At 72.2% G+C, this 12628-nt stretch carries 22 protein-coding genes and 1 pseudogene; 3 read left to right on the top strand and 20 right to left on the bottom strand.

The window, feature by feature from the left end:
* Positions 1-8: 8 nt before the first annotated feature.
* The 7 genes from G5C65_RS06620 to G5C65_RS06590 form a co-directional block, all read right to left on the bottom strand.
* The gene (locus tag G5C65_RS06620; RefSeq protein ID WP_165297686.1) at positions 9-269 is read right to left on the bottom strand and encodes a hypothetical protein; all 261 of its coding nucleotides are present in this window, start codon (positions 267-269) and stop codon (positions 9-11) included.
* Between the two features lie 838 nt (positions 270-1107).
* Positions 1108-1305 (bottom strand): hypothetical protein, encoded by a 198-nt coding sequence (locus G5C65_RS06615; protein ID WP_165297685.1) that lies wholly within the window; start codon positions 1303-1305, stop codon positions 1108-1110.
* A gap of 97 nt (positions 1306-1402) precedes the next feature.
* The gene (locus G5C65_RS06610) at positions 1403-2653 is read right to left on the bottom strand and encodes a DUF2637 domain-containing protein (RefSeq protein WP_165297684.1); all 1251 of its coding nucleotides are present in this window, start codon (positions 2651-2653) and stop codon (positions 1403-1405) included.
* Positions 2654-2793: 140 nt separating this feature from the next.
* Entirely contained in the window at positions 2794-3159 is a 366-nt protein-coding gene (locus tag G5C65_RS06605) for a hypothetical protein (protein WP_165297683.1), read from the bottom strand.
* Between the two features lie 63 nt (positions 3160-3222).
* On the bottom strand, positions 3223-3909 hold the full coding sequence (locus G5C65_RS06600; protein WP_165297682.1) for a hypothetical protein: 687 nt from the start codon (positions 3907-3909) through the stop codon (positions 3223-3225).
* Positions 3910-3988: 79 nt separating this feature from the next.
* The gene (locus G5C65_RS38420) at positions 3989-4687 is read right to left on the bottom strand and encodes a hypothetical protein (protein WP_206441302.1); all 699 of its coding nucleotides are present in this window, start codon (positions 4685-4687) and stop codon (positions 3989-3991) included.
* A 74-nt stretch (positions 4688-4761) separates the two neighbouring features.
* A complete protein-coding gene (locus tag G5C65_RS06590; protein ID WP_165297681.1) occupies positions 4762-5475 on the bottom strand; it encodes a hypothetical protein in 714 nt (237 codons plus the stop codon).
* A 116-nt stretch (positions 5476-5591) separates the two neighbouring features.
* Here G5C65_RS06590 and G5C65_RS06585 point away from each other — a divergent pair, with 116 nt between their 5' ends.
* Positions 5592-5882 carry a sigma-70 family RNA polymerase sigma factor gene (locus G5C65_RS06585; RefSeq protein WP_165297680.1) on the top strand — a complete coding sequence of 97 codons (291 nt, stop codon included), beginning with the start codon at positions 5592-5594 and terminating at the stop codon, positions 5880-5882.
* Positions 5883-5945: 63 nt separating this feature from the next.
* Here the strand turns inward: G5C65_RS06585 and G5C65_RS06580 are convergent, their stop codons facing one another.
* From G5C65_RS06580 to G5C65_RS39000, 12 genes are all read right to left on the bottom strand, one after another.
* A complete protein-coding gene (locus tag G5C65_RS06580) occupies positions 5946-6791 on the bottom strand; it encodes a hypothetical protein (protein WP_206441301.1) in 846 nt (281 codons plus the stop codon).
* Between the two features lie 228 nt (positions 6792-7019).
* The gene (locus tag G5C65_RS06575) at positions 7020-7391 is read right to left on the bottom strand and encodes a hypothetical protein (RefSeq protein ID WP_165297679.1); all 372 of its coding nucleotides are present in this window, start codon (positions 7389-7391) and stop codon (positions 7020-7022) included.
* The gene (locus tag G5C65_RS06570; RefSeq protein ID WP_165297678.1) at positions 7388-7750 is read right to left on the bottom strand and encodes a hypothetical protein; all 363 of its coding nucleotides are present in this window, start codon (positions 7748-7750) and stop codon (positions 7388-7390) included. Before G5C65_RS06570 ends, G5C65_RS06575 begins: the two co-directional genes overlap by 4 nt.
* Before the next feature lie 27 nt (positions 7751-7777).
* On the bottom strand, positions 7778-7978 hold the full coding sequence (locus tag G5C65_RS06565) for a hypothetical protein (protein ID WP_165297677.1): 201 nt from the start codon (positions 7976-7978) through the stop codon (positions 7778-7780).
* Positions 7975-8460, bottom strand: coding sequence for a hypothetical protein (locus G5C65_RS38415; protein ID WP_206441300.1), 486 nt, complete (start codon positions 8458-8460; stop codon positions 7975-7977). The genes G5C65_RS06565 and G5C65_RS38415 overlap by 4 nt, the downstream gene beginning before the upstream one ends.
* Positions 8457-8657 carry a hypothetical protein gene (locus G5C65_RS06555; RefSeq protein ID WP_165297676.1) on the bottom strand — a complete coding sequence of 67 codons (201 nt, stop codon included), beginning with the start codon at positions 8655-8657 and terminating at the stop codon, positions 8457-8459. Before G5C65_RS06555 ends, G5C65_RS38415 begins: the two co-directional genes overlap by 4 nt.
* Complete coding sequence (locus G5C65_RS06550) at positions 8654-9283, bottom strand: zinc finger domain-containing protein (RefSeq protein ID WP_165297675.1); 630 nt, start codon at positions 9281-9283, stop codon at positions 8654-8656. Before G5C65_RS06550 ends, G5C65_RS06555 begins: the two co-directional genes overlap by 4 nt.
* A gap of 2 nt (positions 9284-9285) precedes the next feature.
* A complete protein-coding gene (locus tag G5C65_RS06545; protein WP_165297674.1) occupies positions 9286-10044 on the bottom strand; it encodes a hypothetical protein in 759 nt (252 codons plus the stop codon).
* 11 nt (positions 10045-10055) lie between these two features.
* Positions 10056-10406, bottom strand: a complete 351-nt coding sequence (locus G5C65_RS06540) for a hypothetical protein (protein WP_165297673.1) — start codon at positions 10404-10406, stop codon at positions 10056-10058.
* On the bottom strand, positions 10403-10840 hold the full coding sequence (locus G5C65_RS06535) for a hypothetical protein (protein WP_165297672.1): 438 nt from the start codon (positions 10838-10840) through the stop codon (positions 10403-10405). Before G5C65_RS06535 ends, G5C65_RS06540 begins: the two co-directional genes overlap by 4 nt.
* A gap of 5 nt (positions 10841-10845) precedes the next feature.
* Entirely contained in the window at positions 10846-11121 is a 276-nt protein-coding gene (locus G5C65_RS06530) for a hypothetical protein (RefSeq protein ID WP_165297671.1), read from the bottom strand.
* Complete coding sequence (locus G5C65_RS39000) at positions 11118-11261, bottom strand: hypothetical protein (protein ID WP_241265595.1); 144 nt, start codon at positions 11259-11261, stop codon at positions 11118-11120. Before G5C65_RS39000 ends, G5C65_RS06530 begins: the two co-directional genes overlap by 4 nt.
* 171 nt (positions 11262-11432) lie before the next feature.
* Between G5C65_RS39000 and G5C65_RS38995 the strand changes: the two genes are divergently transcribed.
* Entirely contained in the window at positions 11433-11747 is a 315-nt protein-coding gene (locus tag G5C65_RS38995) for a hypothetical protein (RefSeq protein ID WP_241265594.1), read from the top strand.
* Between the two features lie 156 nt (positions 11748-11903).
* On the top strand, positions 11904-12218 hold the full coding sequence (locus G5C65_RS38990) for a hypothetical protein (RefSeq protein ID WP_241265593.1): 315 nt from the start codon (positions 11904-11906) through the stop codon (positions 12216-12218).
* Here G5C65_RS38990 and G5C65_RS38985 read toward each other — a convergent pair.
* Positions 12129-12602: pseudogene (locus G5C65_RS38985) on the bottom strand (DNA cytosine methyltransferase); the annotation flags it as partial. The gene G5C65_RS38990 and the pseudogene G5C65_RS38985 sit on opposite strands and share 90 nt — an antisense overlap.
* Positions 12603-12628 lie beyond the last annotated feature (26 nt).

Here is a 12628-nt window from a genome sequence, read left to right as displayed (position 1 = left end):
GGGTGTGGTCATGGGGTGGGGTCCTCGTCGTCGAGGCCGGGGTCGTCGTCCTGGTCGGCGAGGTCGGTCTGTGAGTCGAGGGCGACGTCGTCGAGGTCGAGGTGCCGGCCGAATCCGAACGGGCTGCTGCCCGAGCTCGGTTCGGTGGGGAGTGCGGCGTACAGGCGGCGTGCGGTGCGCTCGATCTGCCGCAGCAGTGCGGGGTCGTCGGCGGTGCCGTCGGTCCTGATCTCGACCTCGCGGTGTCCGTCGGTGAGACGTACGCGCATCGGCGGGTGTGCCTCCCGTCGGCGGGGTTGGTCCGCGCAGGGCGGGCAGCAGCACCCGCCATTTGATCTCGTAGGTTCCGCCCTGCGCGGGGTGTGGGGGCCGCCGCCCCTCGGGGGGACGCGGGGCGGCGGCGCTGCCGACCGGCGGTGGGGAGTACCGGCCGGGGCTGTGGATGAGGGCATGAGAAAACCCCCGGCGGTGGTGTGTCCGCTTCGGGGGTTCATCGGGGCAGTTGCGGCGTTTGGGCAGCCGTCGTCTGCGGTCCCAGAGTGCGACACGTGATCTCCCTGGTCAAGCGGGGTGGCGACAGAGAGAGCAGGTCACGCGCGCCCGTCACTTCCGGTAGTAGCTCTCTCTACCGCCACCACAAGGGGTATGGGAGGGGAGGGGAACGCGCGCGCGTGAGGTCCCCGGGTTGTCCCCTGGGGACAGAATGCGATGACCTGCGGGAACGGATTTTTTCCGCGTTCCTTTCGTCGACGATTCGCGTGCGATTCGTCTTCGATTCGCTCTCGAATCGCGCGCGGAAGACGCGCCGCCCGGTGTGCCGGTGACGTCCTGAAACGCCCCGCCGGGCGGCGCCGGTAGGTCGTGAAATTTTACTGAAACTTTGCCTGTTGGGGCGGAGTGCGACACGATCGGCGACGCCGGCCGGTAGGGCGGGACCAGGCCCGGAACCCTGGCCGGTCTGCCCGAAGGTTCCGGGTGATCCTCGCAAGCGCGGATGGCGGTCCGCTGCCGTCCGCGCCGGAGGAGTAGGGCGCCCGAACACGGCTGCGCCCCGCCCGGCGGATGCCGAACGGGGCGGGGCGTGGCGCTCAGCGCGTTACGAGTGGCTCACCGAGGGATGCCGCGGTGAGCCTGCCCGCCAGTGCGGAAGGCGTGGTGCGCCTCGTACGCCTCTGCCTCTGTCATCGAGCCGGACTCGACGGCTCGGTCGATTCCTGCGGCCGTAGCCTCGAAACACGCCTCGCACTCGCCGCACTCGTCTTCGGGCGTGACGGCCCCGCAGTCGGGGGCGAACTCGTTGCTCATGCTTGGATCATCCTTCCGATAGGGGCGCCCCGTCCGGTGGTTCCGGGCGGGGCGCCTGTGCGGCGTCAGCCGTCGTACGGTTCGGCGCGGTCGGCGATCAGAGGTAGGGGCCGTTCGGCGTCGGCCGCGACCGCGCGGGCGGCGCGGGCGCGGCGGCGGGCTTTGGCGCGGGCCGGTTGCGGTCACGTGAGTTGACCGTGCGCACGTAGCCGTCGGTCACCTTGTCGAACCCGCAGCGGGTGAGCTGTTCGGCGACCTGCGTCGAGGTGAGGCGGGGCAGCGCCTCACGGACGCGCCGCACCGCGTCAGCCTTCGACAGACCGGCACCGGCGACGGCCTCGTCGACGATGCGGTCGGCCCGACGCTGCTCGTCGGGGTTGGGGATCGGGCTGCTCCCCGGGGCCGGCGCATTCTCGGCGGGCCGTTCGGGAGGTGCGGGCGGGGGCGGCGCCGCAGCGGTGAGTGCCTCGGGCTGCTGCACGGTGATGACGAGCTGCTGCGGCTGCGGCGCCCCGTAGTGATGCGGCGGCGCATCATCGCGGGTGAGGGTGTAGCCGGACGGGCGGGGGACGCGGTCGAGGACGATCGCGACGTCGAGTTCGGTCACGTCCTGGCCGTACTGCCGTAGCACGTCGGCGAGTTGCGCGAGGGTCAGCTCGGGCCGGGCCTCGTGCATGATGCGGATTGCCTTGCGTGGCGTCATGGCGGACAGCTCGGACGCGATCAGCTCGGGCGCCTCGCGGCCGGCGGCCGGTTCGGTCTCGGCCTCGCCGGATGCCGTGCCGGTGACGTGCGCGACGGCGCGCGCCTTCGTCTGGCTCCACGCTTGTTCACCCGCGAGCAGCCACCCGAGCCACCCGAAGACCGGCCACCGCATCGGGTGCTCGCCGCGGGCGATCCTGTGCCGTGCCCGGGTCGCTGCCCACGACTGGTCGAAGAGCAGCAGCAGACCGGCAGTTGGCGCGGCGAACATCAGGGTCGCGCCGATACCGCCGTCGATGTGCTCGGCGTGTAGGTGGTTGAGGTACATCGAGATTCCGGCTTGCAGCAGTGTCACGAGCCGGGGCCCGAGCGCGCTGCGCCCTTCGCGGACCGCTTCGCTCGCGAGGTGCAGGCAGGCGATCGCGATGCCGTCGAAGCACGCGGCGACGAGGGCGGCGAGGAACCAGGGGACGCCGTACATGTTGTGCGCGACGACGTACAGGGACCATGCGACGAGCCCGGCGGCGGCCGGTGCGATGATGCCGATCCCGATGCGCCACCCGAGGCGATTGCGCCATGCGGGCGGGTCCGTGCGGTCTGCGGCTTCGGTAGGGCGGGCGGGGTGTGCCCGGCTACGATCTTTCACTGTCTGACTCCTGCTTGCTCAGGTTGTCGGACGGGCTCCGGCCGGTCTCTCACCACCGACCGGGGCCCTTCTGTCTGTTGGGTACCTTGGGTGCGAGGCGTCCCCGCCACTTGCCTTGGCGGGGACGCCTCGTCATGCCGTCACGCGGGGACGACCAGCACGAGGCGGGCGGCGGGCCACGGGTCGCAGGTCAGCGACGGGCCGTACGAGGCGCTGTCGGTGCAGAGCACGATGGTCTCGCCCTCGGCGGGGTCGGCGAGACCGCACGCGCCGCACTGGCACGTCGGGTCGAACGGTTGCGGGTCGGCGGCGTACGCCTCTTCGAACCAGTCGACATCGAACCCGCCCTCACGGCTGTCGACGGCGGCGAGGACCGTGTCGCCCGCTTTCACCTCGTCGGCCCGCACCACGCGGGCGTTGGCGGGGTCGACGAGCAGCGGCGCGTACTGCTGATCGGAAGGGCGCGACGCGACGATCGCGGGCAGGTCGTCGAGCGTGGGGAACATGGTGTGCCTTTCGGGATCGGGCCCCCGCCTCGGACGTGGCGGGGGCGTGAGGGAGGTGCGGTTTCAGCGGCGCCGCAGGACCGGGCGGCCGACCCACCCGTCGGCGAACACGGGGTACGCGGCGAACTGGTAGATCGAGCGGCGGTGTTCCTTGCCCGACAGGCGGTCGCGGCGGATCGCCGACTTCATGCCGTCCGTGAGGCCGACGGCCGCCTCGGGGCTCGGTACGTGCAGGCGCCCGAGTTCGTCGGCCTCGGGGTGAGTCATGCGCAGTTCGTGAACGCTGCTGTCCTGCGCCTCGACGACGTACTCGACGGCGGCGCCGTCGATCTGCCGCAGGGCGGTCACGGCGTCGACAGTGGCGGACATGGCCGACTCGTGGCTGCGCTGTTCGCGCATGACGACCGTGCGGGTTCCGTCCTCGGCGACGTGCTCAACCGTGCAGCCGCCCGTGCCGTCGGCCCACATGCTGTGAACTCGGTACTCGCGGCCGCCGTACCAGAACAGTCGGTCGTGCTCGTGGCGGGCGGTGCCGTCGGTGACGCTGAGCAGCACGGGGAGGGCGGGCATCGAGCGGTCGTCGTCGAGGTCGGCGGCGGCGATCCATGCCTGCGAGCCGTCGCTGTGGTTGTAGACGAACACCGACTCGGGCGCGTCGGCGGGGGCGGTGCGGGTGTGCAGGACACGGCAGGGGGCGCCCGTGGCGGCGAGCCTGACGTGCATGTCGGGGGTGATCTCGTGGTGCTGCATGGGGTGTTGTCCTTCGGTGGTTGGGGCGGCCGCCCCCGCCACTTGCCTTGGCGGGGGCGCAACGCGAGTGCGGATGGAGTCAGGCGAGCTGCCGCGCGGGAACGACGAGGACGAGGTCGACGGCGGGCCACGGGTCGCAGACTTCCCACGGGTTGTCGTCGCCGAGGTTGACGAAGGGGCCCTCGTGGTCGGCCATCGTGGCGCAGGACCCGCAGCCGCACGTCGGGTCGTAGGACTTGGGGCGGGCGGTGTACTGGTCGTTGAAGTAGTCGGCGACGGGCATGCGGTCGCGGGGTGTCTCGAACGACGCGAGGACCGTGTCGCCGTCGCACACCTGCGCAGCGCGCACGATGCGGGCGGCGACGGGGTCGACGAGCAGCGGGGCGTGATCCTCGTCGTCGGGGAGTTCGGTCACGGCGACGGGGAAGAACTCGACGGTGTTGTCGGCGGGTACGGGCGCGGCCTCGCGGCGGTGCTCGCCGTCGCAGTCGACGCCGCGCTCGGCGCAGTCGCACGGGCAGGTGCAGCCCTCGGTACGCCTGATCCAGAACTCGAACGCGTCCACGCGGTGGGTACCGACGAGGTCGGTCTCGGCGAGGGCGTCGAGGCGGTCGAGGAACGCGTCGAACTCTCTCGCGTCCTCGACGTCCTCGGCGACGTTCGCGACGTCGGCGGCGAGCCATTCTCGGGCCCCGCCGAGGTCGCCGAAGCACTCGATCCGGTACTCGGGGGCGAGGCCGATCTCGTTGAATCCGACGTGAAAGCGGGTGCGGGTCATGGTGAGGCGGGTCCTTTCGGAAGGGGCGGCGCCCCCGTCACTTGCCTTGACGGGGACGCCTGCGGGCGGGCGGTTCAGCGGTTCAGGTGGGCGTCGCGCACGGCGAGCACGGCGGCCTCGCAGTACGGCCACGGGCCGTCGAGGTCGACCGACTTGCCGTCGATGTAGGCGGTCGCCTCGATGGGCTTTCCGGGCCAGACGATGCCGCGCTCGCGGGCGTCCTCGAACACGATCAGGAACCCGTCGGTGTGCCATGCGGCGGCCCACCCCGTGCGGTCGCTGCCGCGCAGCTCGGGCTCGGCGTCGAGGTCTTGGTCTTCCTGACTCATGGTGATCTCGCGGTACCGCCGAGGCTTGATCGTGACGATCTTGCGCGCCTTCAGCTTGCCGAGCGCGCGCTCGAATGCGGCCTTGCGGGTGGCGGCACCGATCACGACGTGGGCGTCGCTCGGGTGCGTGGTGCTGTCTTCTGACACGCGGACGCATGCCCAGAAGCCGCGCACGTCGCCGAGACCCGTCGAGTTGAACACCTCGTACTCGTGACCGCCGATCCAGAAGCGCGAGCGGCCTTTGTAGGCGCGGGACAGCTTCGGCTCGGGTGCGACCTCGTCGAGCGGGTCGAGCTGCTCGGGGTAATTCCAGCCCTCGCCGCCGTCGTCGAACTTGATGCGGACGACGGGGCGTTCTGCGCCGAAGCCGTCGGGGCGCTTGTTGAGAACGGTTCCCTTGATCTCGCCGCGCGAGTGGCAGATGACTCGGGTGTCGGGCTGTACCTCGTCGTAGTGCATGGCTGCTCGTTCCCTTCGGCTGCGGTGTCGTGCTGACACCTCATTTATAGGGGGCTAGAAATACTTCCGTCAAGCCCCCTATAAAACGATCTTTCGCGGGCCCTAGAATCAGGGCCATGGAGAACACAGAGAGCGCAGCGCCGGACCCCCCGACCGGCGACCGGCCGAGCCCCGCAGACCTCTTCGAGATCGCCGCCGAGCGCGCCCTCGACGACTCGGCCGGTCCGGCCGAGCGTGCCGCGATGATCACCGAGCTACTCAAGGCGGTGGACCGGCGGCAGAAGGAACTCACCGAGACGCGCCGCGCCGACGTGCTCACGCTGCGGGAGACGATGACGCTCGCGAAGGTCGGCAAGGCGATCGGGCTATCGACCGGCCGGGTCGACCAGATCGCCAAGGGGAAGTAGCCGGCCGGCCCAGCGCCGGCCGCCGCTGCGCACCGACCAGGACGAGACAGCGGCGGCCGCACGTCATGCCGCCGCTCGTGCGCGGGCCCGCTCGGCGCGCTTCGCTTCCCGACGACGACGCCGCCGCTCGGCCTCGCCGAGGGCCTTTTCGAGGCCGACGAGTTCGTGCGGCGCCGCCCAGGTGCGGCGCCCCTCGACGACCGGTACCGGGGCGCCGCAGTCGTACCCGTTCGCGCAGGTCACGGTGTCCGCCTCACTGCCGCCGCGGTGCATCGTGAGTGCGGCGCCGCACCACGGGCACGGCCGGTCGTCCATCGGGTATGCGCGGCGCTGTTCGATGCCGACGGTCCGCTCAATACGTCGGGCCGCCTCGCGGGCAACCCGGCCGATGCGGCTTCGCTGCGCCTCGTCGAGCGGAAGGAACGGACCGGCCTCGTCGTGCAGCCGCGCGAGCAGCCACTCGGCGGCGCGCGGCGCGGTGCGCTGCTCGCTCAGGTTGTAGCGCCACCGACGCCGGTCGGCGGCGTCGCGCGTGGCGAGCAGTTCGAGACTGAGCGCCGTCTCGTCCCCGGCGATCGCGCGGCGCGGCGGGGCGATCGGGGAGCGCTGCACCTCGGCGGCGATCTCGTCGGCGAGCGAGCACAGCGCCGCCTCGACGGCGCGGCACGCGTCGACGACATGCAGCCGCAGCGGGGCGGGCTGCTCGGCGAGCACGAGGTGCTCGCGCTCAGCCGGTCGCGTGCGGTCGAGCGCGACCTCGGCGGCATCGTGGGAGTCGAGGGCACGCAGGTACTCGGCGCCGGTGCGGGGTGTGGCGGTGTCGATCAGGTCTCGCATGTTCTGCCAGTGGTCGAGGACGACGCGCAGGTCGTCGGCGGCGATTCGGGCGGGGCGGGCGGTGTGCTGCATGGGTGCGCTCCTGGTGGTGCGTCGGGGCGTAGGGTGATCGCACCGCGTATGGGGCGCCCCGGATTGCTGGCCGGCATGGGGCGCCCCGGCGTCGTATTCAACGGCGCCTCGGCGGCGCCGCGGGGCGGGAACGGGAGAGAGGGCCGGGGTCGCGGCGGCACGCCCACCGGCCGAGAGGCACGCAGGACACGAGCCAGACGGCGAGGACGACCAGGACGACAGCCCCGTTCATCGGTCGGCCTTGTCGGCGAGCGGGCGAACGGTGACGGGCTGCTCGGCGTCGAGTTCAGCCGGATCGACGACGGCCGCGGTCGCCGTCCAACGCAGCACGCGGCACTCGTTGTTCGGCAGCGCGGCGCGGGTCTTGTCGAGCGCCTCGCGGGCCGCCGCCGGGGTGCGCAGCGCGAACGCCATCGGAACCCAGTGCGAGCGAAGCGGGCCGTCGCCCTTCAACCGGGCCTCGACGGTGTACTCGACGTCGCCGACCGGCATGTCGGCCGGCTGCTCGGGTCCGTGGCCACAGACCCCGGTCTCGTCCTGACCGATCACGGCGCCACCCGTGCGCGGCTGCTCTTCGGCGGGCGTGCTGTGGTCGCTCATGCTGCCTCGTCCTTTCGTCCGTCCGCGGGCATGAACCGGGCGATGCTGCGGATCACGCGCACCTCGACGAGGTCCCACGCGCGGTGTGCGTCGGCGATGATGCGGCGCCGCTGGTCGATCAGGGCGTGATGCGCCGCGACCGCCTCGGGCAGCGACCTCGGCTCGGGCTGCGCGAGGTGCACCTCGATTCGGCCGACGGCGGCGCGGTCGAGGATCGCGTCGAGTTCGGCGTACCGGGGCGCGTCGTGATGCGGCTGCCGGTGGCGCCACATGCGGACTTCGTCGAGAGCGACCTTCGCGACGCGTGCGGCGTCGACGAGCTGCTGCTCGCCGGTCGGGTCGGGTGCTGCTGCGGTCATGAATTCCTCGCGGGTGCTGAGTGCGGGTCACAGGGGGCGCAGGTCGTCGACTGCGCGATACGGGGCGAGCTCGTACGGGGCGCGGGTCGCGGGCCGCGCGTACCCGGCGAGCGGGTCGTCGGGGCCGGGGTCCTCGAACAGCTCGGCGAGGTCTTCGTCGCTCATGTCGGCGAGCACGTCGAGGTCGGCCTCGTCGAGGTCGTCGGGGTCGAACTCGAAGGCGGTCACGCGGCATCACCCGCCCGGGTCGTGAGCCACGGCGCGAGCGCGGCGAGCACGGCGTCGACGCGTCCCTCGGCGCGGTCGGCGACGCAGCGGCACGGGGCGGTGCGGTGACAGTTCGGGCACGGCACGGGCTTACGCAGCGCGTGATCGAGAACGCGGCGCAGCACGAGCGGCGCGGCGAACGGGTCGACCGGCGCGGCCGCGACTGCGGGCACCGGCTGCTCGTCGTCCTGGTCGACGAACACGATCTCGGTCGCGCCCTGGTGACCGTGGATCGTCTCGACCGAGACGCGGCCGCGGTCCCAGAACACGACGCTCGGGTGCTCGCCGCGCCAACGGATCGACGCCGTGCCGTCCGGCCACAGCACCCCGTCGGCGACGTCGCCGACGCCGCTGATACCGGACACGTCGACACGGCGGCGCAGGACGAACCGGCGAGGCGGCGCGAGCCGCTCGTCGGCGAGCACGATGCGGATCTCGGTCATCGGGCGATCCCTTCGGGAACGACGCCGGCATACTGCGGACCGGCCGTGATCTGCCATCCCTGCGCCGTGAGCGCCCGGACCGCGTGCCGGGCCTGCGTCGCGGGAGTGGCGTTCGGGTAGTCGGTGACGGCGTCCTCGATGGCGGCCGCGATGACCGCGACGCACGCGTCGGCGATCGGCTGCTCGGCGGGGCTCATGCGATCGCCTGCCCCTCGTGCTGAGCCGCCGCGTAATCGCTCTTGCGGTCCGGGTGCGTGCCGGTCATGTCCCGGCCGCGTTGCAGCGTCCGGCACCGTCGGTTCGCATCGGCCCCGCAGGTGCGGCAGCGCATGGCGAGTTCGGGCGGGCCGGTCGGACGTTCCCGCTTCGGGAACAGCGCCGCTTTCGCCGCGAGGTAGCCCTCGGTCGCCGGGGCCGGCTCGACCGCGCGCCCGATCCGGCCGACGAGCTCTCGCACCTCGCGGGGCTGCTCGGCGCCCGTGACGACCGCGGACCGCCCGGCACGCAGCGCATGCACGTACCCGGCGGAGTCGTCCGGGTCGAGCTGCGGGTGCGCGCTCGGCTCGAACGTGCCGACGTGTCGCGCCATACGGTCGCGGACGGTGTCGCGCCACCGTGAGGTGATGTCCTTCGGCATCACCGGCCACGCCGACTCGGCGTAGTGCCGACCGACCGCCTCACCCGCGAAGTCGAGCGGCACCTCGCGCAACGCGACGGCCCACAGCCGAACTTGCGCCTCTTGCTCGGCCTCGTCGGTCTTCACGACCCGGTCGTCGACGAGGCTGATCTCGCGGAGCAGCCTGATCACGTCTTTCGCATCCATCGTCAGACCTCCCCGGTCTGGTCGAGCAGCCTCGCCAGTCCCGCGCGCTGCTGCTGCCCCTTGCTCTGCTGCACGGCGTTGAACGGCACGACGACCCCGCCGCCCGCCCCCGGCGGCGGATCGGTGCGCTCGTTCTCGGCCCACTGCTGCCACCGGCCGCCCCACGCCACGGCGCACACGCGGTCGTCGAGCTGCCGCCGGACGAACTTCCGCGTCACGGCGACGAGCTGCTGCGCGGTGAGCTGCTCGCGGCCCGCGTCGGCACGCGCAAGCTGTGCGGCGCGTACGTCCTCGTCGCTTGGCTGCCAGTCGGCGGGGATCGGCCGCGGGGTCTGCGGGCCGCCGTCCCTCGGCGCCTCGTTTCGCCGGGGCGGCCGCGGCGTGCCGCCCCCGTCGTCGCCGCCGGACCCCGCGCGCTGCCGCCGCTTCTTCTCCGCCTCGCGGCTCTTGCGGCCCTGCACCTTCGCGCGCGACGGGTTGTATTCGAGGTAGTCGTGAATCACGAAGTCGCCCGGCGCCGGCTGCTGACAGTCGGGGCGCGGGCAGGTGTGCCCGTGCTCGTGCCACAGCCCGGCGGCGACGAGCTTCGCGATCTGCGGCTTCGAGCCGTACATCTTCGCGACCGCGCCGGGCACGATGCCGTCGGTCAAGTGCTGCGACACGTACGAGCCGCAGCGCAGCCACAACCCCAACGCCGCGTTACCGGCGGCGACCACCTTCGGGTGGGTGTGGGCACTGTCGTCAATGACGAACCAGGGCATCGGACTTGCTCCTACGCGTCGAGGGCGAGCTGCCCCTCGGGGGTGGATGTACGGGAGGTGCGGGGGCGCGGCTGCGGGGCCGCGGGCGCCGCGCACTGGTGGTCGATCACGTGCGGGTGCGGGCAGTCGGGCGGGTGCCTGCCGCCGAGCCACCGCAGATCGGGCCCGCCGGCGACGGTGCGCAGGCACCACGCGAGCCGGTTCGGCTCGACCAGGGCGGCGGCCTCGGTGGCGGTCAACTCCCGGGCATCCGCCGTGACGTCGAGCGCCGCCCGGTGCCCGACGAGCTGCCGCAACATCGTTTGGCCGCAGCGGCAGCGCACGCGGCGCGCGCCGCCGTTGCGGCGGGGTGGCCGGGTCATCCGTGCTGCTCGATCCGGCTGCCGTGCCGCTTGCGGTCGAGGTGCGCCTGATAGTCCGACTCGGTCGGGTGCGCGTCGAGCGCCTCGGCGACTGCGTGCTCGGCGTCGTGCGCGCCGGGTCCGAGCTCGTCGAGGGTGTCGTTCATCTTCCGGCGGCGCATCATGGCGCGCATGACCTCGGCGACGAGGTGTGCCTGCCGGTCGTCCTGCGCGACCTCGGCGAGGGTGACCCGCAGCTTCACTTGCGGGTCTTTGTCCTCGCCTTCGGCGTGGCCGGTGTACGAGGTGCTGCGCAGTTGCACGATCGCGAACACGCTCGTGCCGGGCCGCTCGAAGAGCCCGCGACGCTGGTCGGCCGTGAGCGCGGCGTGCAGGAAGGCGGCCCCGCTATCGAGCTTCACCTCGACCTCGGCGCCGTTGTCGATCTTCGGCATGGGTGTCACGTCCTTCGCTTGCTGGCGTGCTGCTTGCGGCGGGCGGACCGCAGCGCGGCCGCCTTCCGCACGTGGGGGTCGGGGCACTCGTCGCGCATGTGCCGCTCGGCTCGGATCACGAGTGCCTCGACCGCCTCGTAACCGACGGCGTCCTCGGCCGGGCGGCGGCAGGGGCACGCGAAGTCGGCCGAGGCGAGGCTCTTCGCCTTCGCGTGGTCGAGGCGCACTCGCAGCCCGTATCCGGGGTTCGGGCCGCAGATCGTCGGGCCGACGCCGGTCATGCGGCGAGTCCGAGCAGCCGGCGCAGTGCCGACTCGGGCATGCGCGTGAGCAGATGGCGCAAGGCGGCGGCCGCCTGCGGCGGAACGACGCCGTTGCCGAGGGCCTTGAGCTGCGCGTTCCGTACCCCTGGGGCTGTCATGCCCGCGGGCGCGGGCACGCCGGTCACGTGGCCGCGGGGGACGCCCATCATCCACTCGACGAACAGCGGATCTAGGCGACCTCGATCGTCAGTTGGCCGGGGGGCGTGGCTTCCGCACGTTGCTTCCCACTGCCTGACCGCCTGCTCGAAGTCGCCCCACGCAATGTCGGGTTGCCACGTGTGTATGTGGACGTCGACCGGTCCGCGTCGGGCGCGACCGGCGTCGGCAGCAGCGTCGGGGCGAGCGAGGTCAACGACGGGCGCACCGCCGCGCCTTCGCTCTCCGACTGGTTCGAGCCGTACGCCGTCGCTGTCGGCGTCGGCAGCAGCCGCGCCGCGTCCGTGAGCGTCTGCCCGTACCCGTCCCCGTACGCCGTCCCGTTCGTGCGGAAGTTCGCGGTCTCCTTCGCATCCCCGGCCGTCGGCGTCGGCATGAGCCGAACCGCCGCACTCGGCAGCGTCAGATCGCCCGAGCTGCCCCGCTGATTCGGCCCGCCCTTCGAGCCGTCCGTCGCCTTCGGCGTCGGCAGCAGCGGCATACCCTTCTCGACCTCGTCCGCGAGCGTCGGGCCGTGCCCCCCGCGCTTCCGCTTGTCCGGGTGCTGCGTGCCCCCGTTCACCGCGAGGTTCGAGGTCGGCGTCTTGAGCAGCTTGACCACGTTCGGCAGCCCGTCCTCGAACCCGTCGCCCTTCCAGTCCCGAGCCCGCGGCGTCGGCAACGCGGCGATCCGGGCCCGCAACGTGTCGTTGCGGTTCCCGTCCAACCGGCCGGGCCCGTTCCCCTCCTTCGTCGTCGGGGTCGGAAGCAGCATCCCGAGGGAACGCGAGGATGAACTCGCGGAACCGCTCATGCGGAGCGAGGATCTCCGCAGCCCGTACGCCTGCCCATTCCGCATCGAACCCGAGGCCGGCCAGGTCGCCGAGTACGGCGCCAAGAGCTCGAAGAACGAGGGTTGAGCCGCCGGTACGGTCCAGATCCTCAGACCGGGGCTCCATTCCGCGATCAGCGTTCTGCGAGAGGATTCCGCGGACATTTTCGATCACCACCAAACGTGGTCGCAGGACTTCGATAGCCCGGGCGACGTGCAGCCATAGTCCCGAGCGGGTGCCCTCGGCGATCCCGGCGCGATTGCCGGCGAGGGAAAGGTCTTGGCAAGGGAACCCCGCCGTCAGAACGTCGACCGGCTCGACCTGTGACCAGTCGACGGCCGTTATGTCGCCGTGGTTGGGGACCTCGGGCCAGCGGTGCGCGAGGATCGCGGCCGCGTACTGGTGACGGTCGTCCGGGTCGTACTGGCAATGCCACGCCACCGAGGCGCCGAGCACCTCACCGACAGCCATGTCGAGCCCGCCGTATCCCGAGCACA

Origin of the sequence: Streptomyces boncukensis (assembly GCF_011045075.1) — a bacterium.
GTDB lineage: Bacteria > Actinomycetota > Actinomycetes > Streptomycetales > Streptomycetaceae > Streptomyces > Streptomyces boncukensis.
This window is presented reverse-complemented; position numbering and strand designations above follow the sequence as displayed.

Coding starts and splice junctions, on each gene's coding strand:
- G5C65_RS06605 (WP_165297683.1), bottom strand. CDS start 3,159: ATGTTCCCCACGCTCGACGACCTGCCCGCGATCGTCGCGTCGCGCCCT.
- G5C65_RS06590 (WP_165297681.1), bottom strand. CDS start 5,475: ATGCACTACGACGAGGTACAGCCCGACACCCGAGTCATCTGCCACTCG.
- G5C65_RS06580 (WP_206441301.1), bottom strand. CDS start 6,791: ATGCAGCACACCGCCCGCCCCGCCCGAATCGCCGCCGACGACCTGCGC.
- G5C65_RS06585 (WP_165297680.1), top strand. CDS start 5,592: ATGGAGAACACAGAGAGCGCAGCGCCGGACCCCCCGACCGGCGACCGG.
- G5C65_RS06550 (WP_165297675.1), bottom strand. CDS start 9,283: ATGGATGCGAAAGACGTGATCAGGCTGCTCCGCGAGATCAGCCTCGTC.
- G5C65_RS06570 (WP_165297678.1), bottom strand. CDS start 7,750: ATGACCGCAGCAGCACCCGACCCGACCGGCGAGCAGCAGCTCGTCGAC.
- G5C65_RS06615 (WP_165297685.1), bottom strand. CDS start 1,305: ATGAGCAACGAGTTCGCCCCCGACTGCGGGGCCGTCACGCCCGAAGAC.
- G5C65_RS06530 (WP_165297671.1), bottom strand. CDS start 11,121: ATGACCGGCGTCGGCCCGACGATCTGCGGCCCGAACCCCGGATACGGG.
- G5C65_RS06540 (WP_165297673.1), bottom strand. CDS start 10,406: ATGACCCGGCCACCCCGCCGCAACGGCGGCGCGCGCCGCGTGCGCTGC.
- G5C65_RS06545 (WP_165297674.1), bottom strand. CDS start 10,044: ATGCCCTGGTTCGTCATTGACGACAGTGCCCACACCCACCCGAAGGTG.
- G5C65_RS38420 (WP_206441302.1), bottom strand. CDS start 4,687: ATGACCCGCACCCGCTTTCACGTCGGATTCAACGAGATCGGCCTCGCC.
- G5C65_RS38415 (WP_206441300.1), bottom strand. CDS start 8,460: ATGACCGAGATCCGCATCGTGCTCGCCGACGAGCGGCTCGCGCCGCCT.
- G5C65_RS39000 (WP_241265595.1), bottom strand. CDS start 11,261: ATGACAGCCCCAGGGGTACGGAACGCGCAGCTCAAGGCCCTCGGCAAC.
- G5C65_RS06575 (WP_165297679.1), bottom strand. CDS start 7,391: ATGAGCGACCACAGCACGCCCGCCGAAGAGCAGCCGCGCACGGGTGGC.
- G5C65_RS06620 (WP_165297686.1), bottom strand. CDS start 269: ATGCGCGTACGTCTCACCGACGGACACCGCGAGGTCGAGATCAGGACC.
- G5C65_RS06555 (WP_165297676.1), bottom strand. CDS start 8,657: ATGAGCCCCGCCGAGCAGCCGATCGCCGACGCGTGCGTCGCGGTCATC.
- G5C65_RS06535 (WP_165297672.1), bottom strand. CDS start 10,840: ATGCCGAAGATCGACAACGGCGCCGAGGTCGAGGTGAAGCTCGATAGC.
- G5C65_RS06600 (WP_165297682.1), bottom strand. CDS start 3,909: ATGCAGCACCACGAGATCACCCCCGACATGCACGTCAGGCTCGCCGCC.